Genomic DNA, 25,304 nt, shown 5'->3' with positions numbered 1-25,304 from the left:
CCGTTAACCAGAACCCCATGCCCGTGTCAGGCCAAAGCCCGGTAGGCCCCGCCGAAAAACAACAGTGGTTCCACTTCTTCGCGCTTCTGCATTGCTTCAACGCGACCGACTATAATGAGGTGATCACCCGCTGGATAGGTCGCCTCAAGACTGCACTCAAATGTCACCAGGGCGTCTGTTACCACAGGGGCACCGGTAGCCCCCAGCGAATAGTGATCGGGCTCCAGTACGTGATCCCCCTTGCGCGCGTAGCGCGAGGACAGCTCCTGCTGGTTACCTGCCAGCACATTAATGGCGAAGTGCCCGCCTTTGGCATAGGCGTCGAATACATCCGAGTTATTCTGCAGGCTCCAAAGCACCAGTGGTGGATCCAGTGATACCGAGCTGAACGAGTTCGCGGTTAACGCCAGGGCTTCTCCCTCCTCGGTAACAAGGGTTATCAAACATACCCCGGTTGCAAAACACCCGAGGGCGTTGCGCAGTTCACGTCCGTCCAGTTCCATGTGTTACTCCTGTATATACCGTAATTATGACTGTTCAGTTCAAATTATCTCGCCGCCGCGCGCATCCCCCGTTCAGGGTAGCTGCCAGCGCCGGGCCCGTTCGCTATCGCTGGCGCGGGCCTCAAGCCACCTGCTGCCTGTGTCGCCATGTTCTTTTTTCCAGAAAGGCGCCTCGGTTTTCAGGTAATCCATTACATATTCACATGCAGTGAACGCGTCGCCACGATGCGCACTGCTGACACCCACCCAAACGACAGGCTCTCCCACCGCCAGCAGGCCCACCCGATGCACGACAGTCGCCGCCAGAACCGACCAGCGCTGTGCAGCCTCATCAAGAATCGCACGCAGGCTATTTTCGGTCATGCCGGGATAATGCTCCAGTTCCAGGGCGGTTATTGCCGCCCCATCATTGCACGCGCGAACGTAGCCGGTGAAGGTGACAATGGCCCCGGCCTCGCGCTCGTGAAGCGCCTTCTGCAGGGCTTCGGTAACGAACGGTTCCGTTTGAATGGATACTGCAAACCGGTCCCGGACCAAGGGCCTAACCACCCGTGACGGGAGGATAAAAAGCCACCTCGTCACCCGCCTGGAGTATCGCGTTGGTGCTTACTACTGCCTGGTTGACCGCGCGGATCAGGTTAGGCTGGCGCAACACATCCCCCCAGGGCTCGCCGCGTTGCTCAAGTGCCGCCTGCAATCCGTCAAGGGTGCCATACCGGGGCTCCCAGGGCAGCTCAAGCAGTTCGCAATCCAGCTGTTCACGCACCCGGGCAAAAAACCGTACCCGTATCATCAGTCGGGGCCCTGTTCGCGGCGCCAGTGCCCGGACTTGCCGCCCAGTTTTTCTGCCAGGCCAAGTTCGCGGATCACCATGCCCCTGTCGACCGCTTTGCACATGTCATAGATAGTGAGCGCGGCTACCGAGGCTGCTGTCAGCGCCTCCATTTCAACGCCGGTCTTGCCGCTGAGACTACAGCGCGCGGTAATCCTTACCGCGTTGGCCTCTGCGTCAAGGAGGAAGTCCACATCAACGCTGTTGAGCATCAGCGGATGGCACAGGGGAATGAGGTCGGCGCATTTTTTGGCGGCCTGGATGCCGGCAATGCGAGCCACCGTGAGCACATCGCCCTTGGCGTGCCCCCCCTGGCGCAACAGGCTGAAGGTCTCGGGCTGCATGCACACCAGCGCGGTAGCCACTGCTTCACGCTGTGTTATCGCCTTATCGCCCACATCCACCATGCGTGCGGTGCCAGACGCATCCAGGTGGGTGAGTTCCGCCATTGCCCTGCTCCGTATCCTGCAAAATCGCAAACGTCAGTGTATCCAATCAGCCATAAAAATAACACCAGTGCTGAGCGCTTAAGACAGGAGCCATGGCCGCAATGTGAGCTTGCCAGCCAAGGGGATTCCGGTAAAGTTGCTGCATGACAGCCACCACTGGAGCCCATTCAACAGGGCTGAAAGAATGAGGGATAGCTGGGTTGGCCAGGGATCATATCGCTGCAGCGCAACGACGCCATAACAAGAGGACAGGAAAATGAGCAAACTGACACTGGGATTACAGCTCGGCTATTGGGGCGCACAACCACCGCCGAACCTGGTCTCCCTGGCACAGGAAGCGGAGCGTCTTGATTTCGATTCGGTCTGGGTGGCGGAATCCTGGGGTAATGATTGCTTTACCCCGCTGGCCTGGATTGGCAGCCAGACATCACGCATTCGCCTTGGCACTGCGGTCGCCCAGTTGTCCGCACGCACACCCACTGCCTGCGCGATGGCAGCCATGGCTCTGGACCATCTTTCCGGAGGGCGCATGATGCTTGGGCTGGGCGTATCGGGCCCCCAGGTCGTCGAGGGTTGGTATGGCCAGCCCTACAGCAAACCGGTCACTCGCACCCGGGACTATGTCGACATCATCAGGCAGGTGCTCGCCCGCGAGCAACCGGTTACCAGCGACAGTGAATTCTACCCACTGCCCTATCACGGCCCCGGGTCATGGGGGATGGGCAAGCCACTAAAACCCATTGTCCACCCGCTAAGGGCCGACCTGCCCATTTTCATTGGCGCCGAGGGCCCCCGAAACGTGGCCCAGACCGCGGAAATCGCGGATGGCTGGTTACCTCTTTATTACTCACCCTATCGCCAGGAGGTATACGCAGATCAGCTGCTGGCGGCCAAACCCGGGTTTGAAATTCCCGCGCTGGTACTGTGCAACATCAATGACAACCTGGAGGAAGCACTCTACCCGGTAAAGGCGATGCTGGGATTTTATATCGGCGGCATGGGCTCAAAGGCACGCAATTTTCACAAGGAGCTGATGGCCCGAATGGGCTTTGCCGACGAAGCGGAACAGATCCAGGAATTGTTTTTTGCCGGCAAACGCGACGAAGCCATTGCCCTGGTACCGAGCCGGTTTGCCGATGAGATCTCGCTGTGCGGACCTCGTGACCGCATCCGTGAAAAAATCAGGGACTGGGAAAGCTCCCCTGTCACCAGTCTGCTGATCAATGGTGATAGTGCACTTTTGCGGGAAATGGCGGAGCTGGTTCTTTAACCCATCCGGCTCAGCAGGTATATTGCGGGGACATAAAAATACAGGGATGCATCACCCGTGAGCGATACCGACCAGGATTATTCCGCAGGCTATAAACGTTTCGTACTGGTCATGTTGACCATTGTCTACGCGTTCAATTTCATTGATCGCCAGATCCTGGTAATCCTGCAGGAACCGATCAAGGCCGATATGGGTCTGTCGGATGCGCAGCTGGGCCTGCTAAGCGGTTTCAGCTTCGCCCTGATCTATGTCACCGCCGGCATTCCCATCGCCTATTGGGCGGATCGCGGCAATCGCCGCAATATCGTCTCGCTGGCTCTGGCCGTTTGGAGCGGCATGACGGCCCTGTCGGCTTTCACCCAGAACTACGGCCAGTTACTTGCAGCGCGAATTGGCGTTGGTCTCGGCGAAGCCGGCGGCAGCCCACCCGCACACTCGATGATCAGCGACTATTACCCCCCTGAGCAACGGGGTCGTGCGCTATCGTTTTATTCAACGGGGATCTACGTCGGAATCCTGATTGGCTTCATGTTTGGTGGTGTCATTGCCGAGGCATTTGGCTGGCGCACCGCATTTCTGGTGGTAGGCATTCCCGGCGTTTTGTTTGCGGTATTTTTACGCTTTGCGGTCAAGGAGCCCATTCGTGGTCGCTGGGACACCGCTGCCGAAAGCACCCATAAACCGACCCTCTCGGAAACCATGACCCTGCTGCGGCAACGTCCCTCCTTCTGGTATATCGCCGTAGGTTGCTCTCTCACCGCATTTGTCAGCTACGGGGTGGGCAATTTCTTTCCCTCGTTCCTCATGCGCAGCCACGGCATGAGCATTGGCCAGGTAGGTGTGGTACTGGCGCTGGTGTCGGGGGTGACTGGCGCGGCCGGCACCTACCTGGGCGGTTACCTGGGCGATCGCTTTGGCGCCGCAGATGCGCGCTGGTACCTCTGGGTACCGATGATCGGGGGGGCGGTAGCTTTTGTGCCCTACCTGTATGTGCTGCTTACAGCCAATACCACGGGCCTGCTGGTCGTCCTGGTATTCACCAATCTTCTCACAACCCTGTATCTCGGGCCCTGTATCGCGTTGTCCCATGCACTGGTGCCACCATCAATGCGAGCGCTGACCTCGGCCATTCTGTTTTTTGTGCTGAACATGATCGGCCTGGGGCTGGGGCCTTTTCTCACTGGCCTGATGAGCGATTTGCTGGCGCCACAATATGGCGAGGATAGTCTGCGCTACGCCATGGTTATCAGTTCGATGCTGGGCCTGGTGGCAATAGCCATGTTTTATATCGGTGCCCGCAAGTTACCGGCAGACCTGGCCAAGCGCCAGAGCGATCGTGAGACAAGCCTGGCGGTAGTTTAACGCTCCATTGATGGTGCGTATTTGCCCTGCATTGCCAGTTGGCTCAGACGGGCACGCAGGGCCAGCGCCGCCTGTGCTTCGGGCACGTTCTCGGTCTTGCCGTGCCAGGCTTCCAGTGCCGGCCCCTGCAGTGCGCGGGCAAACGAAAAACTGAGCTGCCACAAGCCATCCGCGCGTCGCTGGTTAAGCGCATTCAAATTTGCCGTCGCCTCTGCGGGCGCCTGCCCACCCGAAAGGAAATTAATACTTGGCACGGCCAGGGGTACTGAGCGGCGCAAGGCACGCAGTGTCAATTCAGCTACCTGGTCGGGTGGCGCGGTGGCGGCGTCCTGGCCGGCGGTGACCATACTGGGTTTAAGCAACATGTATTCCAGTACAACTCCATGGCGTTGCAGGGCGCCAAACACCGCTTGCCACACCTGCTCGTGGACCTCTGCGCTGCGCGTAATGCTATGGTCGCCCTTTATGAGTACTTCCGGCTCGACGATGGGCACGATACCCTCATTCTGGCACTGCGCCGCATAGCGCGCGAGCATCTCCGCGTTAGCGCTTAAACCAAGAGGGGTCGGGTTATAATCCGACACGGGATAAACCTCCCGCCACTTGGCAAAGCGCGCACCCTGTTCGCGATAGCCCTGCAGGCGATCGGCGAGACCATCAAGCCCGTAGGTGATCATATCCCCCGGGGCACCGGGTAAGGGCCCCTTCCCCTTATCGACCTTGATCCCGGGCACGATACCGCGGGTAGCAATAAGTTGCGGCAGCGGTACACCATTGTCGTCGCTCTGCCGCAACGTTTCTTCATAGAGGATCACCCCGGCGATGGCATCTTCCAGGCCTTCGGTCGATAACAGCATCTGCCGATAGGCGCGCCGCGTCTCTTCGCTGGACTCGACTTCTACGGCCGAGAAGCGCCGGGCGATAGTAGGATTACTTTCGTCGGCCGCCAAAATACCACGGTGGCCGTCAACAAGATCATTGATCGTATCCTGCAACTCTGTTCGGTGACTCATCGGTTCTTTCTCCTGCTCGACAGCTCACGCGGCGAACCGCGTCATAGTGCTCCGGTGTCGTAGTCATTGATGCCGGTCAATCCCGGGCGCAACGATACCTGTTAGCTTCAAGATAGACGATCTGGGGAAAGTGGGAGTTCTATTGATGGAAAACACCTTCTGGGCGCCGTTTTTTACCAGCCTTATAGCCGCGTCGGTCACCGCTCTTGGCATCTATACAATTCGGCGTTTCTCCCGCTGGGGGGAGGCAAACATCAGTTACTTCATGTGTTTCGCGGCCGGCGTACTGATCAGCGCCTCCTTCCTGCACCTTGTTCCAAAATCACTGGGCATGAATCCCGACGCTCACGCGTGGCTACTCGCGGGATTTCTGGGGATGCTGGTTTTTCACCGTTTTTTAAGCGGAGTCATCTGTGAGAAAAGCCCAAAGAACGTGAACTATGTTCTCGGCCTTTTACCGATGACAGGTATAGCCTTCCACTCCTTCCTTGATGGATTCATCTACTCGATTACTTTTACGGTCAATGTTTTTACAGGTTTGATCGCCACGCTGGGCATGGTGCTCCACGAGTTTCCGGAAGGCATCATTATCTACCTGTTTTTATTACGCGCGGGGTTTTCCGAGCGCCAGTCACTGCTAATGGCTTTGCTGGCAGCAGCAGCCACCACACCGCTGGGCATGGTGATCTCCTATCCATTCATAAGCGAGATTGACTACACAACCCTGGGCGCCCTGCTCGCTCTGGCGGCCGGCTCCCTGCTGTATATCGGCGCTACACACCTGTTGCCAGAGGCAGAACATGAACAGAAGAAACTCAGTCTGCCAGCTGTATTTGCAGGGGTCCTGACCGCATTATTGATTGTGATGAGCCGCCACTGACTCCCCCCCTTACGTGGTTATCCCGGACTGGATGCCGCCAACAGGCAGCAGTCTCGTCCGGGCATGGTGCGGCCTTCGCTGGCAATCAACCGACTGAGGCGGATCTCGCGGATTCATGATGCGCACTAACGTGCTTCAGGAAATCCAGCACCTCGGCTGCATCAATCTGGTCGGGCTGGGCTTTTTTGCCGCGTGCTCGCGAATCGGACGTCGCCGATATGACATCGCCCATTGACAACATGCCCGCAAGCTGCCCGTATTGATTGACAACCGGTAACCGTCGCACTTCATTTTTCTCCATCAATGCCAGAGCACTCTGCACCGAATCCTCTGTATTACAGCAGGCTATTTTCTTATCGCCCATGATCTCCCGGGCCGATATTTCCCAGAGCGGCTTATGCATCAGTCCCGCACCCATAGCGATATCACGATCGGTAACGATTCCGACGGGATGTTGTTCGTCGTCGAGTATCGGGACACTGCCACAATCGTTATTCCACATGAGACTGGCGATCTCTTCAAGCGAGCTATCCGGTGAACAGGATGCCACTTCCCTGACCATTGCATTTTCTACCAACATGTCGGTATCTCCTCATAAAGTATGGATTTCATTGCTGCCAATAATCACGCCTCAAGGCGATTATATTATGCTGGCAGAAGCCGCCCCGGACGTCTTGACAGGGATCAATTAGCTATTGCTGATTGCTTTTATTGACAAATTACAAACCTCAACTAGGTTTAGGGCTCTCTAGCAACTCTTATTTTCGACTGACAACCACCTGGTGTATCTGGAGGTTTGACGTGCAAAATATTCAACAAGAGTCGAGTGTGGGCAATGCCTGCGACACACAACATATGCCGTTCAAGCCCTGCCTGGCGATCGGCGATGATGGAGACCTGGTCAGTGAAAACACACCGATTGTACTCAAGAGTATTGCCCAACCCGTGCGGCTTGCCGCGGGCGAGACACTATTCAGGCAAAACAGCCCTGTTACGGGTTTCCACCTGCTTCTGGAGGGTTGCCTGAAGGAAACCCATATAGATGGTAACGGCCATGAGTCGGTCATCAATTTTTTCTACCCCAATGAATTTGCCGGTATGGATTCACTGGGAAAATCATTTTTCGACAATACCACAGAGGCCCTTGTGGACTCCCTGATATGCAGCATTCCCGGCCCTTGCGTGAAGGACAAGAACGCCAAATCGGTGCCCTGCCTGGAGCATTATGTGTGGACTCTGATGGCCCTGCAGATGACGAAGTCCAAATCGCGGTTGCTGGCCTCACGGAATTATAACGCCGCCCAGAAGCTCGCCGATTTTCTCGTCACCCAGGCAAAAAAAACAATGACCGGGAAACTGGCCGCTAGCCACCTGGATTTGCCCATGTCACGGCAGGACCTTGCCAATCATCTGGGCATGTCCCCTGAGACCCTGAGCCGCCTGTTTGCGGACTTTACCAGCCGCGGGCTGGTGAAGACGTGGCACGCACAGGCGCACATCCTTGATTTTGACGGCTTGAACAGAATGATCTCACGGCCTCATTAAAGGGGCCTGTCAACAACCCACCATCCTGCCAGCTCACGCAGACGCTGAAGCAATGCCTGGTGTGCCTGGCAGAATGCCGCGCCCCGGGCCTGCAGGGCAAGCACCAGTACACAAGGCAAGTTCAGAACCTGGCCCTGTTGCAACGACTGCGTGTAACGCGCGGCATAATCAGGCGGTACCCGCAGCGTCCAGTTGTCGGGTCCGGGCACACCAGGCTGGTTGTAGTCATCCTCGATCCCCAGCAGATCGGAAAAAAACACCATCACCTGCTCCGCCGGACTGGCAAAGATATCCGCCACCTTGGCATGTACCAGCTTGCACCGGTTACCGGCGATTTCCTGTGCAAAATCATCCCGGTCCGTGCCGGGCCGCAGCTTCCCGGCGAGATAGGCGGCTTGCTGCGGCGCATTGCCCTCGTTCACCCAACGCCGAGCCAGTCGCCATATGGAAGGGGTATCGTGATTGCCAACCATAATCCAGTCGGCGGGAGCGGCGTTTTCACTGCGATAGACATCAGCCGGATTATCCAGATCCGCTTTCTGGGTAACACGAAAACGTCCCAGGCCGTGGCGGGCAATGGCCCGGGCCAGGGGATACGGAAGTGTACTCAGCACCTCACAGAGTATATCTTCGTGCGCACCGCCGTGGCTTAGCACACCATTGACGATTGCATCCATAAGCACTGCGTAGCGATCAAGCTGGGCATCATCCAGAGACCGGACCCAATTGTCCGCATGCCGCGGCACCTCGGTATTAAGCTGATCCGGCCGCGCAATAGCGTATCGGGCCAGGCCGGGTTTATCGGCCAGGTTTGGGGACGAGAACAGCCGCGCACCATTTTGTACCGCGTGGTAAGGATCCGGATCATCGCTGGCGTACACCCAGGGGCACACCAGCCCATGCGGGTGGTCTATGCGCAGGCCGTCAAATTCCTGCACCAGCCTGCCTACCCGGGTTAACAACAACCTCATGGCCGGGCCCGGGCGGCCACTGGCATCGAGATACTGTTCCGGGTCAAGCACCCCATAACCCCAGGGCTGGCCGGCGGGGTTGGTGCGACTCGGTGGCGCTCCCATGTAATAGCCCTGCAGATAACAGGAGCTGCGGCTCCAGTCGTCACAAGAGGAAATGCCGACCTGTAGATCACCATACACGAGCAAACCCAGCTGCTGCAGATAACCGCGAAGTGCCATATGCTGGCGCTGCAGGAGAAACTGGCCCAATCGATAGCGCTCGGTGGCCTGGGTAAAGTGCTCCTGCAGGCGGGCGCGGCGCGACGCACAATAGGCGTCGCGCTCGGGGGCATGCTGGTACAGTTCCCGGTCCGGACAGCCTTCGTCCGTTTCAGGCCAATCGCGATGGTGAAGCCCATTATATTCGGTCGCCAGGGCGTGATACAGGGCATCGGCCTCCAGCCAGTCCTGTTCACGCGCACTGAAGGCAACCAGTCCCGCTGCAAGGCCTGCGACAGCGGGGTCACCCAGCTCCCTCGCATTACAAAAATGGCGGTAAATATCGTCCAGCGCGATACTGCATGCATCGTAGGCATAAGTATGTTGCGTACGAAAATGCGACTGATCCGGGCACCCCGCCACCAGCTGGTCCAGCAAGCTTCTGTCCAGAAGGCCCGGAGAGTCATCGTCACTGCTAACGGTATCCGCGAGTGCACCCAGATCGAGATTCAGGCTGTTTCTGGAAAACAGGGTAGCATCATAGGGCGAGGGATTCTCGCGTCCCGTCTGGCCCTGGGGTCCCAGCTGGATGCCGTCAAAGCCCAGGCTACGGGCGAAGGCAAAAAAAGCCCGTGCACCGTTGCTGTAAGGAGATCCACGCCCAATATCTTCGGCGCTGTCCCGGGGGAAACAGCTATCGTGAATGGCCAGCGACAGGCGCCGTTTGCCCAACAACCGCAGCGCCTCAGTAATGGCCTGGTCGGGCTGCGCCTGGAAAGTGTCGGAATTCATGGCATAACCTCTGTTACCGGGGTGTTTTTCAGGGCTGTGTCAGTGTGGGGTGTCTGATAAAAGCAACGCGACCGGAAAATGACCCAGCACCCTACCCACAGGCAGGCACCAGCCATCGTCAACACGGGTGCCCTGGTGAGTTTCATCGGTCAGCAGGTCAAGCCAGTCTGCGACGGGCACCTCTAACCGGGTGTCGCCCCACACATCATCCCCGAGGGGATCGCATTCTGCGGCCAGCCCGAACAACAGCCGGGGCACTACCACCAGCAGCCATGTCTGGCCGTGATTCCGCGCAAAGACGCAGAGATTGTCGGCTCGTTCGCCGAATGTACCAAGCGGCTGGTAGCTCCCGCTATGAAACACCTCGGGACTTGCAAGACGCGCCTGCAGGCCGCGCCATACCAGATACAATTTGGCACGCCCGTCATCGATCTGCTGGACCAGCTCTCGCGTGAACCCAGCCAGGCTCTCCGCCGCGCTTGCCTGATCCTGCAGCTCTGCCAGCAGCGTTGCACGCCGTTCGTAGTCAATCGGTTGGCGATTGTCAGGGTCAACCAGGCGGAACTCCCATAGCTCGTTGCCCTGGTAAAAGTCCGGCACCCCGGGAGCGGTAAGCTTGAGTAGTGTGCGCGACAAACCGGCAAACATCGCCACACGACTCACCTGCTGCTGAAATGGCAAAAAGGATTTACTGAAAGTGTTGCTGCCGGCAGGTTCCAGCAGTGCATCAATGAATCCGGCAACCGCATCTTCGTAGTCACTGTCCGGGTTTATCCAGGAGGTGTGAACCTTGGCTTCCTTGATCGCCTTGTTCATGTAAGCCTGGATACGTTCGCGGAATCCGGACAGGGCCTGTTCATCCATCGGCTGTACAGGCCATGCCCCCACCAGGGTCTGGTACAGCAAATATTCATCGTTTCTGGAAGGCGCTTCAGTATTCTCAAGCGAGCGTTTCTTGCCCGCATTGAGGCGGGCCCAGCGCCGCACCTTCGCTGCCCACTGACTCGTTATTTCCGATAGCACGTTAATTCTCGAACGCACATCTTCACTGCGTTTACTATCGTGGGTGGAGGTGCTGAGCATCGCATGCGGCCAGTTCTCCAGCCGTTGCTGGCTCTGGAAATGAAAAGCGGCCACCGATAGCCCGAAACGATCCGGCTCACTGCCGACTTCATTGAGCGACAGCAGACGGTTGTAACGATAAAACGCGGTATCCTCAAGGCCCTTTGCCATAACCGGGCCGGTGTATTGCTGGAACTTCATCGCAAAGGCCACCACGCGCTGACGATAGTCTTCACTCTTGCCCTCTGCAATGTCGGTGAGTAAGACTTCACGTACAAAATCGAATACCAGGGTATCCGCTGCGGGGCTTTTTTTCTTGGCGATGTTCACTGCCCAGTTCAGGTAGTGACGGTCTTCCTGCATGGCCCCGGCACCGGTCACGTAAGTCCGGTAAACCGGGAACCACGCCACAATGTCCGCTAACGCTTCCCGTAAACTGCTCAGGGTGAAGTCACGGGTATGCCGCTCCAGCTCTGCAATACGACCGAGTTGCTGCGCCAGTACATTAAGCTCACTGGCGAGTGCTGTGCGTATTATCAGTTTTTTGCAGTCGTACACCAGATCATTCGGTGCGGTTTTTTCACCGGTAAATTCCTGGTAAATAGCGTCAATTCTCGTTTCGCCTTCACTATCCACAAACAGGTTGTCCACCAGATTGGAGAATTCGTAGCCGGTTGTACCATATACGGCCCAGTCCTGATGAAGCCGCTCGTGTCTGGCAAGAATTTTTTCCACCAGCATATACAGGGGTTTGGCTTCATCCGGAATCGGCGATCCCGGCGCGGATGTGACCGGGGAATCGCCCACCATTACCTGCGTCGGTGCGCGTACACGCGCCTGTACATGCTTAAAATAGGCGGCGGGGTCATACAGACCGTCGGGATGGTCGATACGCAGTCCCTGTACTTTACCCGCTGCCACGAGATCCAGTACCAGCGCATGGGTCGCTTCGAAAACCTCGGGAACTTCCATACGCACGCCGGCCAGGTCATTAATATCAAAAAAACGCCGATAATTGATTTCGTCTGAAGCCACGCGCCAATAGGCAAGCCGCCATGCCTGGCTGTCCAGCAGCTTATCCATTAACTCAATACCTGTCGGGCTGTTGAATTCATCGAGATTTTCATCAATGAAACAGGCGATATCAGCATCTTCATACAGACGCGCCAGATTGGCCTTGTGGACTTCCTTGTCGCGCGCTCTCTCGGTGCGCTCCGATTCGAGGGCGGTCGTGTGTGCCGGCAACTTGGCCAGTGCGGTAACAAGACTCTGCAGCGCAAGCAAACGCGTATCATCGGTGCCCAGTCGCTCTTCCAGGCGAGCAATATCATGATCCAGCAGCTGGGGGTATTGCTGAGGGTCGAGTGGAAACCGGTGCTCGTAATAATGAATAGACAGTTCACCACGCTGCGCGTCCAGGGCTAGGGTTAATTCACCCAGCTCAAGAGTCGTCCCGTAATGGTCACCCAGCACTGGTAACAGTACTTTGCCGCGCAAGCTGTCCTTTAGTGGCGTCCAGTCAATATCAAAAAAAGTTGCATAATTCGAGGCCACACCATTTTCCAGAACATCGAGCCACCAGGAGTTATCACTGCCCATGATGCCCATATGATTCGGCGCCATATCCATGATCAGCGACATGTCATGCGCCTTTAGAACGTCGCTGAGATGATCGAATCCCTGTTCACCTCCAAGCTCGGGGTTTAACCGGTTATGGTTGATAATATCGTAGCCGTGAGGGCTTCCCGGACGCGCCTGCAGGCACGGAGAGCTATAACAGTGACTGATGCCAAGTTGTTGCAGGTAGGGAACAATTAGCGCTGCGTCGCGAAAGGTAAAACCACTGTGCAACTGCAACCGATAGGTGCTGCGGGGAATAATGGCAGTTCGCGTTGTCGCCTCGACAGAAGTCGACAAACTGGTGGGGGCCATCGGGGCGCCACGTTCACCGCGCAGTATGCTGAACAGGGCGCGAATGTGCGGATCCTGCTCCCACAACTCGCAGTCCAGTAGCAGCTTTCGACTCCAGTTGGGATGCTCATCGGTAGTGCCCGGCATATTGACCTGCGCCACTTCGCCGAGCATGTCTTCTGCCTGTATCATCATTACCCGGGAAGGCGTTCGCGCGAGGTAGCGGTGCACAGCGCAGGCGAGTTCCGGTGTCATCGCCGGGGTTGCTACCGGCTGTACAGTCATCCCGGCAGGTAACAGGCTTTCCCGCTCCAGCGCCATCAACAACCGTGCCCGGTCTTCCGCTCGCCCTATAATCTGTCGCTCTCGTAATTCGGGTGTGGGGAACAGGCCAAGTCGTTCACGCAATTCCAGATCGTACCCCTGCCAGAAACCTGCCAGGGTCGGGAGATCATGGGTGGTGACGGCCACCAGTGCCTGCTGTTCAAATTCTTCAGGTGCCTTGAAACAGCCCTGGTGACCTTTTTCAAAGTACAGCAGGCGGTAAGACAGCACTCCAAGCGGCCCCAGCGCCTCGCGAACTTCATCGGGCACCGTCCCCAGATCCTCGCCAATCACCAGACACTGGTTACGCTGGCTTTCCAGGGCTACGATTCCGAGCATGTCCGAAAAAGGGTAGTTCACATAAGCGCCGGTTGTTGCCGGCTCACCCAGCGGTATCCAGAACAGTCTCATAAGCGCCATGACATGATCTATGCGGAGGGCGCCGGCATGACGCATGTTCTGGCGCAAGGTCGCGATGAATGGCGCATATCCCTGTTCCCGCAAAGCCTCCGGCCGCCAGGGAGGCAAGCCCCAATCCTGCCCGTTGAGATTGAAATCATCAGCGGGGGATCCTATCCTGGCTTCGGAGGCATAAAGATCCTGGTGAATCCAGGCTTCGGCGCCGGCCACATCAACGCTAACCGCGAGATCCTGGTAAATGCCAACTCCCATACCCGCACTGTGGGAGTCTTCGGCCGCAGACTGCAATTGCACGTCCGCCTGCCACTGGCAATATTCATAAAACATGACCTCCGTTTCGTGCTCCGATGCAAACGTATCAACCGGCTCCCCGATCGGGGAGCGCCAGGCTTCCGGCCACACCGGCCAACCCCAGATGGATGCGTCATCAGCATGAAAGTGGGCCTGTAGCGCCTCATAAAGTGCGTGCTCCCGAAGCGCGCTACCCTGCTGTTCGCGGAAGCGTCGAAAGTCCCCGGCGCGTTCCGTCTCCTGCTCCAGGTGCATTTGGCGAAAAGACCGATAGAGCATCTGCAGTACTTCGATTTTAATACGTGATACTTCAACGTAATCCACATGCTCGGAGGCACGCAGGGCACGCAAACGCGCCTGGAAGTCTTCCTGTGCCGTATGGACTCGTGCTTTTTCGCACTCAACAAAATCTGCTATTGCTTCTATATCAAGGTACAGGATGTTCAGGAATAAACGGCTGGAGGGGCTATAGGGGCTGTTGTGAGCCGGATTATGGGGGAACAGGGCATGCAGCGGATTGAGCCCCACCAGGTCGGCACCTGCCTGGGCAGCAACGGCCAGTAACCGGCGCAAATCGGTGTAATCCCCAATACCCCAGTTTCGCGCCGAGCGAACCGCGTACAGTTGTGCCGCAATACCCCAGACCCGGCCGTCGTTGCGCACTGCCTCGGGTTGATAACAGGCGCCCGGAGCAACGATAAGGGACATTTGCGCCGGGCTTGTCTCCGGCAATTCGGTATCATAGACTTCCAGCCGGTGGTAACCGGTCCGGGTTACGCCAGACAGTGTTAACTCATACCGCTGCCATTGAGTATCCCCGCACGTGTCCTCGCTTAGCAGCCTGAGATCGGCAGGCGAAAAATCACCATCCTCTTCGGCACCGTCTTCGTAGAACAAGCGCCAGTGAAAACGATGATGAGCGTTCTTTCCGGGGACACCGATGTTAATCGGAAAGGAGCTCTCATCGTCACGCACGACCCGCACCGCGGGCAACAATCGCTGTAAGTCCGAGGTCTCCAAAGCGTCAAGCGCGGCAACCAGTGCATCGTCGGTCGCTGTGGGAACGCCCATGGCGGCGAGCAGCGCTCTTTGGGTTTGGGTTGATGTCGAATGCCGCTGACCCCAGATATCGCTGTATTCAGAGGTGATACCATAACGCCGGCCAAGACGCTCAAGCACGTCATGCATAGTCATTTCCCTGCTTCCTGAAGGGTCCAGCGCAGGGACCAGGGCGGCAGCCTGTGCGCCGCGAGCTCCGCTGCCAGTGCGGGAGGCTGGGCATAAAGGACGCGTGCCCTGGCCCCCGTATCATCGCTCACAGACACTGGTGAATCACCGATATTGGCGATGAGGGTCAGCACTGAACCCTCTGCCAGCTGCCACTGCACCCACACCGCGTTTGCACCCAGTAACAGGAATTCACCCGCCCCGACACCCGTTGCGCGCGGAATTATCTCTGTTTGTCGAAGACGCAACAGCTCCTGGTAAAATGCCAGCCATTGCGCATGGTCCGGCTCCAGCAAATCGGCCCAGTCGAGCTTGCTGTTCCGGAAAGTATCCACGGCATTGGGATCGGGGATACGGTCTCGTGCAGTCGGGTCACTGAACTGGGCGAAGTGGGAAAATTCCTCTCGTCGTCCCCGGGTCACTGCCTCTGCCATGTCCCCGGTAAACGAACAGAAATACTGGAAAGGCTGGGTAGCCCCAAATTCCTGGCCCATAAACAATAAGGGCGGCGCCGGCGCAAGTAATAATATGGCGGCCGCCACCTGGACCTGCCTGTCACCGGTCAGTGCGTTAATACGTTCCCCAAGGGCCCGATTACCCACCTGATCGTGGTTCTGCAGGAATGAAACGAAACTGGCGGCCGGTAATTCCGTACTGGGCTCACCACGTCGAGCACCACGAAAACCCGACATTTCGCCCTGATAACCAAAGCCATGCGCAAGACAACGTCCCAGATACCAGCCCGGCAACTGTTCGTAGTCGGAGTAGTAGCCGTCCGTTTCCCCCGTAAGCAGGATATGCAAGGCGTGGTGAATATCATCGTTCCACTGCGCAACATACTGGCGCGCAGATTCATCGTTATCGCGTTGCATATAGCGGGCGATATTATTATCGTTCTCCAGCACAAGGTGTACATGCCGTTCCTGGCCAGGCCCATTGTTTACAGCCGCCGCCAGCTCTTCGAGAATATCCGGGTAAGAGTCATCAACGATCGCGTGCACTGCGTCAAGTCGCAATCCATCCAGGTTGAATTCCTCAATCCAGTATAAAGCGTTGTGGATGAAGAACCGGCGTACCGTGTCACTGTGCTCGTCGTCGAAATTTATTGCTGCCCCCCAGGGCGTATGGTGGCGGCTACTGAAAAACTGCGGTGCATACTGATGCAGATAATTGCCAAGGGGACCAAAGTGGTTGTATACGACATCGAGAAATACCATTAAGCCGCGCTCGTGGGCTGCCTGAATCAACGCCTTGAACTCATCGGGATCGCCATAGCTGCTGTCGGGCGCAAAAGGCAACACCCCGTCATATCCCCAGTTGCGGTCACCGGGGAAATCCGCGACCGGCATGATCTCTATGGCACTGATGCCAAGACCAACCAGATAGTCCAACCGTTCACACACCCCCGCAAAGTTCCCGGCCGGGGTGAAAGTGCCGATGTGCAGTTCATAAAGAACGACTTCCTCCCAGGCGCGACCGCGCCAGCTGGAATCGAGCCACTCCCACGATAGCGGATTGACTACCTGGCTGGGGCCTTCCACATCTTCAGGCTGGAAGCGTGATGCGGGGTCAGGTATTCGCAGATCGTTGTCGATAAGGTACCAGTAACGGCTACCCGGCCCGGCCTCGGTTGTCAGCAGGGCGAACCAGCCATCGCCTTCCGGGGTCATGGCGAGGACTCGCTCTCCGGTGTCCACCTGCAAGCAGACTGCGACCTCGCTGGCGGCGGGCGCCCACAGTCGAAATCGTACTCGCGCTTCATCAACGACGTGCGCACCAAAAGGCATCGTATGACGCCGCCTCACAAGTGACTCTCAAGCTGTCCAGGTGCTGCGGTGAGTAGCTTCAATAACCCTTCCAGCGGGATATTGACCCAATCAACCCGATTACCAAGCTCGTAACGCAGTTCGTAAAGCGCCTTTTCAAGCTCGAAAAGCTCTATCAGTTGGCCTGCAACGGCATCGTCGCCGGGCCAGGAGGCGCAGCCCTGAACCCCGCGTCGGTAACCCGCAAGGAATGCCTCTACCGCGACCGTCTCCCACTCCCGGGCATAGGACAGTAGTTCCTGGTAGTTAGCCGGCCGCGCGGCCGAACTGTTGGCCAGGGCAACGCCGGTGGCATAATTGAATGATCGCAACATACCCGCGACATCGCGTAGCGGGCAATGTTTCAGTCGGCGCTCCGTGGGCAATCGCGCCGGCTCACCTTCAAAATCGATAATAACCACGTCATTCGCATTCAACAGGACCTGGCCGAGGTGAAAGTCACCGTGGTAGCGAGTTTTCATCGCAGAGGCTGATTCAGGTACAAGACTGTCGACCCGCGCCAGCAAACGCGCCTTGTTTCTCTGGATTTCTGTGGCCAGGGGCTGCCACGCAGGCTTTATATTGTCGATCTGCGCTTCGAGCTCGAGCAGGGTGCCATGAACATCATCGGCTACCCGGTCACTCCACGCTTTGAGATCCTGCGGTTCGATCGATTCAGGTTCAAAGTCGGGATCACCCGTTTGCTGCGCCAGCGCACTATGCAGTTCTCCGGTCCGCTGGCCCAGTATCTCCGCCATCCAGCGATACTGGCCATGACGTTCAGCGCCGTCCGGGGGCACGCCCTCTGGCCTGGTCAGGCAATCCTCGAAAAAGCGCTCGAGATAATCCACTGTAAATGTCCAACCGTCTCCCTGGTTGGGCACATGAGCCTGCACCAGCCCGAGAGTACTGGTTGCTCCGTTACTGTGTTCAAATTCCACCGAACCCGCCAGCGGTGCTATATTCGGGTAGTGAACCACGTCCGTCAAAAAACGGCTCATTTCCAACTCGGGGTTGATACCCTGGTGGACGCGCCGGTACAGTTTCAGGAACAACCTGTCACCCAGGATCACGGTGCTGTTGCTACCCCCGACCCAGGACTTGCCGAGCCCGCTAAGAGGCGCATCATCGACCAACTCCGCGCAGGCCCGTGTGGCGCAAAAACGCAGTGTTCCGGACGGACCTGTAACGCTTGCACCCGTCTGCACTGCCCTGACTATAGCGCGGAAAAAACTCTCGTCGGCAACCGCATCATAGACAATCCCCGCACGTGCCTGCTGGCGAATCCGGGCGAGCGCTGAGGGCAGCAAGGGCCGGACGGCTTCATCTTCCGGCTCTCCCCATGCCATGGCCAGCGGCAACAGGTAAGCCTGCCTGCTGCTGTCGCCAAAACAGGCATTCACCCACATCCATAGCCACTCGCCGCCCTCCGCGGGCCACAGCAGCATATCGCTGATATCTACCCGCTGCAGCAATTGACCCTTCTCTGCGTACCATCTCTGGGCCTGCAAAAAATCCGGCAGTATTGTCCGCTCAAGCTGCAACCTGAGGTTTTCCGCCAGCATTTTCCGCCCGGGTTCCACTTCAGCAGGGAAAAAACTGCGCCAGCCCGCAAAAAATACCAGCGTCGGCAGCTCGGGTGGTGGCAGCGCTTCCTCGTGCCAGGGCGGAGCTTCCGCGCCGCTCGTCAGATCAAACCAGTAAAAGCCATGGCCGGGTAATGTCAGCAGATACGGCAAATCGCCGATGGGCGGGAATGCGGTGCGGCCCAGCATCTCTATCGGCACACTTCCCCTGAAGCGCGACAAATCCAGCTCCACTGGCTGTGCAGAGCGGGCCAGGTTCGCCACACACAAAACGCAGTCATCGCCGTATTCGCGCACATAAGCGAGTATTTTCCGATTACCAGGCTGTAGAAACTCCAAAGACCCCCTACCGAAAGTGGCGTGAGCTCTGCGAATCGCAATCAGACGCTTCATCCAGTTCAACAGGGATGACGGTTTGCGCTTATGCGCCTCTACATTAACAGCTTCGTAGCCATATACCGGGTCCATAATTGGCGGCAGATAGAGGAATTGTGGATCCGCTCTGGAGAATCCGGCATTGCGATCGGGAGACCACTGCATGGGAGTACGCACTCCATTACGATCACCTAAAAAGAAGTTGTCCCCCATGCCAATTTCATCACCGTAATAGACAATGGGCGATCCCGGCATCGACATCAGCACACTGTTCATCAATTTTATCTTGTCCTGGTCATTGTCCATGAGGGGAGCGAGGCGTCGGCGGATACCTACATTAATCCGCATTCTCGGATCCGTCGCGTAGCGCTCGTACATGTAATCACGCTCGCGATCAGTAACCATTTCCAGGGTGAGCTCGTCGTGGTTGCGTAAAAATATGGCCCATTGGCAACTGTCGGGAATAGACGGGGTCTGTTGCATTATTTCAACAATAGGGTGTCGCTCTTCCTGTGCAACCGCCATATAGATCCGCGGCATCAGGGGGAAGTGATAGGCCATATGGCATTCGTCACCATCACCGTAATAGGCCTGGGCATCTTCTGGCCACTGATTCGCTTCCGCCAGGAGAACACGATCCTGGTAGTGATCATCCACTACTGACCGCATGTATTTGAGCACTGCATGCGTTTCCGGCAGGTTTTCATTACTGGTACCCTCCCGTACGCACAAATAGGGAATGGCATCGAGTCGCAGGCCATCGACGCCCATATCCAGCCAGAATCGCATTAACCGAATAACTGCTTTTACAACCTCCGGGTTATTGTGATTAAGGTCAGGCTGGTGATGAAAGAAACGATGCCAGTAATATGCCTGTGCCTCGTCATCCCACGTCCAGTTGGAGATCTCGCTGTCGGTGAAAATGATTCGGGTACCGCTGAATTTCTGGTTAGTCTTGCTCCAGACATAAAAATCCCGTTTTTTGCTGTCGGCGGGCGCTTTTCTCGCCGCCTGGAACCAGGGGTGCTGGTCAGAAGTATGGTTGATCACCAGCTCGGTAATTACCCGCAGGTTACGACGGTGCGCCTCCCGCATGAAATTACGGAAATCTTTCCGGGTACCGTAATCGGAATGAATACCTGTGTATTCGGCAATATCATAGCCGTCGTCGCGCATTGGCGATGGGTAGAAGGGCAACAACCAGAGCGTATTTACGCCCAGCTCCGCGATGTAATCCAGCTGCTCTATCAGGCCCTTGAAATCACCTATGCCATCGTTATTACTGTCCTTGAACGCTTTCACATGTAACTGGTAAATAATTGCATCCTTGTACCAAAGGTGATCTGCAACGGGTTCTGCCATTACTCTCTCCGGTCATTTGATGCCCGCCCCCAACTTCCCGAAAGGCAGGGAATCCAGGCCCGCCACTAGCCTGGAACCGCACAAGGGCCAGCTTGCTGAACATAGTGCTGCCTCCCATTACAGCAACCACATTCCGCATGGTCATTGATAAACGTCAAAGCATGGATAAGGTAAATATGCAGAATCGGTAAGGTCACCAGGTCAACTCATCATGAGAGATATATCAGTATTGTCGGGGGAGCCAACAAGGAATGCAGGACAAGAACATCCGCAAGCCAGTCAATCCCGCGGCAGGTAAGGCTCCGCCATCAGCTTCGGAACTGACCGTAGCGACCTATAACATTCATGCTTGTATCGGCAATGACCAGCGCTTTGATCCCGAGCGAACTGTCAGCGTGTTACTGGAGCTTGATGCGGATGTCATAGCGCTACAGGAAGTGGAGCACCACAATATGGATGGTCATGACATGCTTGATTACCTGGCGAATGAGACCGGACTTACGGCAATTGCCGGTCCAACGCTATTGCGTGCCACACGGCGCTACGGCAATGCGTTACTCACCCGTCTACCGGTCAGCCTGGTTAACCGGATTGACCTCAGTTCAGGGGGCCGAGAACCCAGGGGGGCACTGGAAGTCATGCTGGACTGGGATGGCGGGACGCTACAACTGGTTGCCACCCACCTGGGTTTGATGCCATGGGAGCGTCGACTGCAGGTGCAGCAGCTTATCTCCCTGTTCGAGCCAGAAATTGCTGACACAGCGGTACTAATGGGTGATCTTAATGAGTGGTTTTTGTGGGGCAGGCCCTTACGCTGGCTGCATGCTCATTTTCAGGCGATACCCATCCGGGCGACATGGCCGGCGAAACGCCCGGTATTTGCACTTGACCGCATCTGGGTCGACCCTCGCGCGCAGCTGGAAAGCCTCGAAGTACATACTAGCCCACTCGCACGAATGGCGTCCGATCATCTTCCATTAAAAGGATACCTTCGCCGCAGTGACCACCGGAATCATGGGCCATGATGTCCGTTATCAATGTAAAACCCCATTATCCGCCTATCATGATGCTTACCGGGGAATATTTTCCCCAACAATGTGGAGCATGAAAACATCACCATGGAACTCCTGAATCGCGAAATTCTTGATAACTCCTTACAGACCTGGCTAGTCGCCTCGGTAGTTTTTTTCGTGGCTGCCCTGGTACTGAGAATAGTGAGCGGATTTATCCAGAGGCGCCTTTCAGCATTTTCAAAACGGACCAGAACCAACATTGATGATTATCTGGTCGCCGCACTGGGAAAGACCAAAATCCTGTTCCTGCTGATAATCAGTATTGTCCTTGCATCATCACTACTGACTCTTCCTGTCGATATTGAGGTGGCTCTCGAGCACACCCTTATCGTTGCGCTATTGATACAAATTGGATTCTGGGTCGCTGAATTCAGCAGAGAATCGCTGGACCACTATCGGAAACGGTCGTTATCGGAGAACCCTGCATCTGTTACCACGATTAATGTGCTCGGACTATTCATCAGGATTACACTCTGGTCGGTTGTCTTCCTGCTGGCTCTCGATAATCTGGGTGTAGATATCACCGCGTTGATTGCCGGCCTGGGCATTGGTGGTATCGCGGTTGCCCTGGCCTCACAGAAAATACTGGGAGATCTGTTCGCCTCTCTTTCGATCATGCTGGACAGGCCATTTGCAGTGGGTGATTTTCTTATACTTGATGATTATCTGGGTAGTGTGGAACAGGTAGGGTTGAAAACCACCAGGCTGCGGAGCCTCTCAGGTGAACAATTGGTATTCTCCAACTCCGATTTACTCGACAGCCGTATACGCAATTATGGTCGGATGTATGAACGTCGGGTCGTCTTCAAAATTGGCGTCACTTACTATACGCCCCGAAGCAAGCTGAAGGCGATCCCCGCCATCATGAGAAACGCTGTTGAAGCACAGGAGCACACTCGCTTTGACCGATCACATTTTGCGTCATATGGGGACTATTCACTGGTTTTCGAAACGGTATTTTACGTCCTGATGCCGGACTACAATGTGTATATGGATATCCAGCAAGGCGTCTATTTTTATATTCACGAACAGTTTGAACGGGAACAGATCGAATTTGCCTTCCCGACACAACAGCTGTTCGTCACCCAAACCGAGTTGCCGGACGAGTTAAAGTAAACAACGCCAGTTTTAATGGCCTTTCATTCTTCCTTTTGGCCCGCAGATCGTCCCAGGTGTATGAGAGCGGCGTTGCGTAAATCTGTCGCTCGCAGCGGACCGGAGCCACCTGCGTAAAGATCCACTGTGGACGGCACCAATACAAATGCGCTGGTTTCCTCGGGCGCGGCGCCGCCATGGGCACCGTTCTCGTTGGAAAAACTGCAGGGGTCCACACCCATACGCCACCCACAGAGTATGAACTGTCCCGCTGACGGATGATGACAGAGGGTAATGAGATCATCAGTAACTTCGTGCAAAAAAGGGTGTTCCGCGCCGAACACATCGGCGCTTTGCTCGGGTAACTGGTAAACAGCGGCACCAGCCCAGGCAATAGCGCGTCCTGGTCCATTGGGTACCATCACCAGGGGAACCTGCGTTTTTGTGGCAAGCTCGAGTGCGGCGGCATCACGCTCTTTTGCTTCCCCCAGAGCGTCACAATATACAAACCCCACTGGCCCCAATCCTCTTACCGCGACATTTGCATCGGTTACGTCACCCGACGGTTGGTCTTTCACCGGAAACAACCACTGAATCCGCTTGCCTCCCAATCGGCGTACCCGATGAGTCTGGACGCCGTGCCCGGCAAACAACGACAAGGGCACTGGACGGTTGCAGTAGTCGGAGAATACTGATGACACGGCCTCCTCAATGGTACGGCCAGTGAGCCTGAGGTAGGAAATCACATCCTCCTGGCCGTGGTCGGAGTAAATCCAGACGTCATAATCGCGGTAATGTGAACGATGAGCAGCCCGCCACAGACGACCGACTGCGTCGTCAATGCCTTTGAGCGTCCAGTGCGCAAACAGGGATTTGGGACCACGACGGTGAGCCTGCTCGTCATAGCCAAGGAAGTTCAGGTGTATTATCGGCAGCCCCCGGGCAATGTCCACTTTAACGCCAATAGTCACCAGCTCCCGCAAGACGATGGAAATGCCCACACGTGTGGGAACGAACTTGAGTTCGCTCACCAGATTCCTGCCCTGCAGCAGGCCGCGGCAAAAATCCACGATTGCCAACACAAGCTCAACCACAAACAACACCGCAATCCGAATGAAGCTGTATATGTTGCTCAAGAAGAGCAGTATGACAACAAGGGTGTTGGCTCGTCTCAGGCCAGGGCCCCAACCCAGGGCGGAGGCACAATAGTGCGCCTCGGCAGCGCCGCCGGTGTAGTTGTCAACGTAGGCACTGCCACCTTGCAGCAAAGGTTCGCCACCCCTCTCCTCCAGCTGTCGTTCGACATCGGAGGCAGCACCAGGCTCAAACATTCTCACCATTTCGCCCGAATCGCTGTCGCGAAAACTGAAGGCCGGCACCACGCCCTTAACGCCGTAGAACAGCTCACCCTGGAAAGCGGCGGTACTGGATGGCATGCCCGCGTATTGCCGGTGCAGGCGATACCCCTTGCGCCGCAACAGTTTTTGCAAAAAAGGCATTCTGCCACGCTCCAGTGCATGCTGTATCTGGGCGTGAGAGAGACCATCAATCTGGATCATAACCAGGCCGCGCGTACTGGGAGATGCTTCGGTACGCGGCAATTGCAACAGGGTCGCCAGCCACTCACTTCGACCAAGCTGAATGCGCTTCAAAAGCGTCTTGAGACGGGACATCACAATGGCATGGACCCCGACTGGTCATTGCCACGAATGGCGGCCCCCGTAGCGGCCGCCAGGCCCTGGATAATATCCCATTCGGTCTTCACCAGATTCATCGTGCTCTCCCAGCTGCCGTACTCTTCAGCCCTTGCCGCGGCACCCTGAGCTATGAGTTTCTCATAACAGGCAAGCGCACTCCCCGCCGTGCGCTCCATTGAGAACTTCTCGGCTGTGGCAAGGGCAGCAGTGTGCAGTGCTTCCCGGGTTTTGCTGTCCGAGGCGGAGACCCACTGCAAGGCGGCGACAAAATCATCCACCGTCGACTCCTGCAGCAGGCGGCCGTTATATTCATCCCGGATGACTTCACGCACCCCTGTTGCATCAATGCCCACCACTGGAACTCCAGCCGCCATCGCTTCCGTTAGCACCATCCCCTGGGTTTCGCTGGTCGAGGCAAAAGCGAACACATTCATCGCAGCATAGGTATCGGCCAACTCCGGATGTTTCACAATGCCTATATCGTGCAATTGGCCAAGCACGCCCTCCCGAGACAATATCTCCCGCACGGGACCGGCCGATGGTCCCTCCCCGGCGAGGATAAAATGGGCCCCGGCATTGTTCTTCAGGAACCGTGCTATGGCCGTGGCGAGAAACTCAAGGTTTTTCTCGGGCGCAAGACGACCAAGATGACCAACCACGAATGCGTTATCGGGTATGCCAAGCCTCGCTCGCACACGACCACCGTCGGCGTTGCTGAAGTCCGACAGCTTGATTCCCGTCGGTATCACGGTAACAGGTGCCGTTGTCCCACGCTCATGTAGCAATTTCGCAATACTCTCGCTGGGCGCGAAGACCTGGTCGCTCAGGTTGGCGTAACGTGTTGCCAGTTCAATCACAAAACGGCGGAATGCGGGTGAATCCACCGGCACATAGTGCGTGTATTGCTCGTACAGTGTGTGATGGGTAAATACCAGGGGCAGTTGCCGGAAGCGCGCGATGCGCATCGCTGTCATCCCAAGTAAATAGGGATGGTGCGAGTGCACAATGTCCGGTTTGAAATTGTCCAGTTCGGTATTCAATAGCCCGGAAACCGGCAGCACGGCAGAAAAATCACTGCCGTTGAAGTGCTGAATCGCCGGAATGCGCACGACGTCTTCTTCGTTTGGCGGTTGCTTCTCAAATTCCGGCGCCACCACCAGCACTCGATGTCCTTGCCGTCGATACTCCGCAGTAAAAGCGGCAACAGACCTCGCCACGCCGCCAACATGGGGAAGGTAGGTATTGGTTAACATGACAA

General features: G+C 56.6%; 18 protein-coding genes. 6 read left to right on the top strand and 12 right to left on the bottom strand.

Annotation, left to right across the window (positions count from 1 at the left end; all coding sequences use genetic code 11):
• Positions 1-26: 26 nt before the first annotated feature.
• The 4 genes from CWI75_RS08385 to moaC form a co-directional block, all read right to left on the bottom strand.
• The gene (locus CWI75_RS08385; RefSeq protein ID WP_101521060.1) at positions 27-503 is read right to left on the bottom strand and encodes a flavin reductase family protein; all 477 of its coding nucleotides are present in this window, start codon (positions 501-503) and stop codon (positions 27-29) included.
• Positions 504-575: 72 nt separating this feature from the next.
• Positions 576-1,040, bottom strand: coding sequence for a molybdenum cofactor biosynthesis protein MoaE (locus tag CWI75_RS08380; protein ID WP_101521306.1), 465 nt, complete (start codon positions 1,038-1,040; stop codon positions 576-578).
• 4 nt (positions 1,041-1,044) lie between these two features.
• Positions 1,045-1,296, bottom strand: coding sequence for a MoaD/ThiS family protein (locus tag CWI75_RS08375; RefSeq protein WP_101521059.1), 252 nt, complete (start codon positions 1,294-1,296; stop codon positions 1,045-1,047).
• On the bottom strand, positions 1,296-1,784 hold the full coding sequence (moaC, locus tag CWI75_RS08370; protein WP_101521058.1) for a cyclic pyranopterin monophosphate synthase MoaC: 489 nt from the start codon (positions 1,782-1,784) through the stop codon (positions 1,296-1,298). Before moaC ends, CWI75_RS08375 begins: the two co-directional genes overlap by 1 nt.
• Positions 1,785-2,040: 256 nt before the next feature.
• Between moaC and CWI75_RS08365 the strand changes: the two genes are divergently transcribed.
• Positions 2,041-3,054, top strand: a complete 1,014-nt coding sequence (locus CWI75_RS08365) for an LLM class F420-dependent oxidoreductase (protein ID WP_101521057.1) — start codon at positions 2,041-2,043, stop codon at positions 3,052-3,054.
• Between the two features lie 57 nt (positions 3,055-3,111).
• A complete protein-coding gene (locus tag CWI75_RS08360; protein ID WP_241521139.1) occupies positions 3,112-4,416 on the top strand; it encodes a spinster family MFS transporter in 1,305 nt (434 codons plus the stop codon).
• Here the strand turns inward: CWI75_RS08360 and CWI75_RS08355 are convergent.
• On the bottom strand, positions 4,413-5,429 hold the full coding sequence (locus CWI75_RS08355) for a class I fructose-bisphosphate aldolase (RefSeq protein ID WP_101521056.1): 1,017 nt from the start codon (positions 5,427-5,429) through the stop codon (positions 4,413-4,415). The genes CWI75_RS08360 and CWI75_RS08355 overlap by 4 nt on opposite strands.
• A gap of 145 nt (positions 5,430-5,574) precedes the next feature.
• Between CWI75_RS08355 and CWI75_RS08350 the strand changes: the two genes are divergently transcribed.
• Positions 5,575-6,309, top strand: a complete 735-nt coding sequence (locus tag CWI75_RS08350) for a ZIP family metal transporter (RefSeq protein WP_101521055.1) — start codon at positions 5,575-5,577, stop codon at positions 6,307-6,309.
• Between the two features lie 85 nt (positions 6,310-6,394).
• Here CWI75_RS08350 and CWI75_RS08345 read toward each other — a convergent pair whose 3' ends face one another.
• Positions 6,395-6,889 carry a CBS domain-containing protein gene (locus CWI75_RS08345; protein ID WP_101521054.1) on the bottom strand — a complete coding sequence of 165 codons (495 nt, stop codon included), beginning with the start codon at positions 6,887-6,889 and terminating at the stop codon, positions 6,395-6,397.
• A gap of 221 nt (positions 6,890-7,110) precedes the next feature.
• On the opposite strand from CWI75_RS08345, the gene CWI75_RS08340 reads away from it, so the two are divergent.
• On the top strand, positions 7,111-7,854 hold the full coding sequence (locus tag CWI75_RS08340; RefSeq protein ID WP_101521053.1) for a Crp/Fnr family transcriptional regulator: 744 nt from the start codon (positions 7,111-7,113) through the stop codon (positions 7,852-7,854).
• Here the strand turns inward: CWI75_RS08340 and CWI75_RS08335 are convergent.
• The 4 genes from CWI75_RS08335 to treS are packed head-to-tail and all read right to left on the bottom strand — an operon-like array spanning position 7,851 to position 20,181.
• Entirely contained in the window at positions 7,851-9,818 is a 1,968-nt protein-coding gene (locus tag CWI75_RS08335) for a 4-alpha-glucanotransferase (RefSeq protein ID WP_101521052.1), read from the bottom strand. The two genes, CWI75_RS08340 and CWI75_RS08335, sit on opposite strands and share 4 nt — an antisense overlap.
• A 39-nt stretch (positions 9,819-9,857) precedes the next feature.
• Positions 9,858-15,020 carry a malto-oligosyltrehalose synthase gene (locus CWI75_RS08330; RefSeq protein WP_101521051.1) on the bottom strand — a complete coding sequence of 1,721 codons (5,163 nt, stop codon included), beginning with the start codon at positions 15,018-15,020 and terminating at the stop codon, positions 9,858-9,860.
• Complete coding sequence (treZ, locus tag CWI75_RS08325) at positions 15,017-16,840, bottom strand: malto-oligosyltrehalose trehalohydrolase (protein WP_101521050.1); 1,824 nt, start codon at positions 16,838-16,840, stop codon at positions 15,017-15,019. The genes CWI75_RS08330 and treZ overlap by 4 nt, the downstream gene beginning before the upstream one ends.
• Positions 16,841-16,854: 14 nt before the next feature.
• On the bottom strand, positions 16,855-20,181 hold the full coding sequence (gene treS / locus CWI75_RS08320; protein ID WP_101521049.1) for a maltose alpha-D-glucosyltransferase: 3,327 nt from the start codon (positions 20,179-20,181) through the stop codon (positions 16,855-16,857).
• A gap of 251 nt (positions 20,182-20,432) precedes the next feature.
• Here treS and CWI75_RS08315 point away from each other — a divergent pair, with 251 nt between their 5' ends.
• Together CWI75_RS08315 and CWI75_RS08310 are read left to right on the top strand one after the other, a co-directional pair.
• Entirely contained in the window at positions 20,433-21,206 is a 774-nt protein-coding gene (locus CWI75_RS08315) for an endonuclease/exonuclease/phosphatase family protein (protein WP_101521048.1), read from the top strand.
• A gap of 93 nt (positions 21,207-21,299) precedes the next feature.
• Positions 21,300-22,370, top strand: a complete 1,071-nt coding sequence (locus CWI75_RS08310; RefSeq protein ID WP_101521047.1) for a mechanosensitive ion channel family protein — start codon at positions 21,300-21,302, stop codon at positions 22,368-22,370.
• Between the two features lie 23 nt (positions 22,371-22,393).
• On the opposite strand, the gene CWI75_RS08305 is transcribed toward CWI75_RS08310, so the two are convergent.
• Positions 22,394-24,022, bottom strand: a complete 1,629-nt coding sequence (locus CWI75_RS08305) for an alkaline phosphatase family protein (protein ID WP_101521046.1) — start codon at positions 24,020-24,022, stop codon at positions 22,394-22,396.
• Positions 24,022-25,299 (bottom strand): glycosyltransferase, encoded by a 1,278-nt coding sequence (locus CWI75_RS08300; RefSeq protein WP_241521138.1) that lies wholly within the window; start codon positions 25,297-25,299, stop codon positions 24,022-24,024. Before CWI75_RS08300 ends, CWI75_RS08305 begins: the two co-directional genes overlap by 1 nt.
• Positions 25,300-25,304: the final 5 nt, after the last annotated feature.

It is taken from the genome of Kineobactrum sediminis, from assembly GCF_002868715.1.
Taxonomy (GTDB): Bacteria; Pseudomonadota; Gammaproteobacteria; order Pseudomonadales; family Halieaceae; genus Kineobactrum; species Kineobactrum sediminis.
Note: the sequence above shows the minus strand (reverse complement) of the source record. Positions and strands in the feature narration are given on the sequence as shown.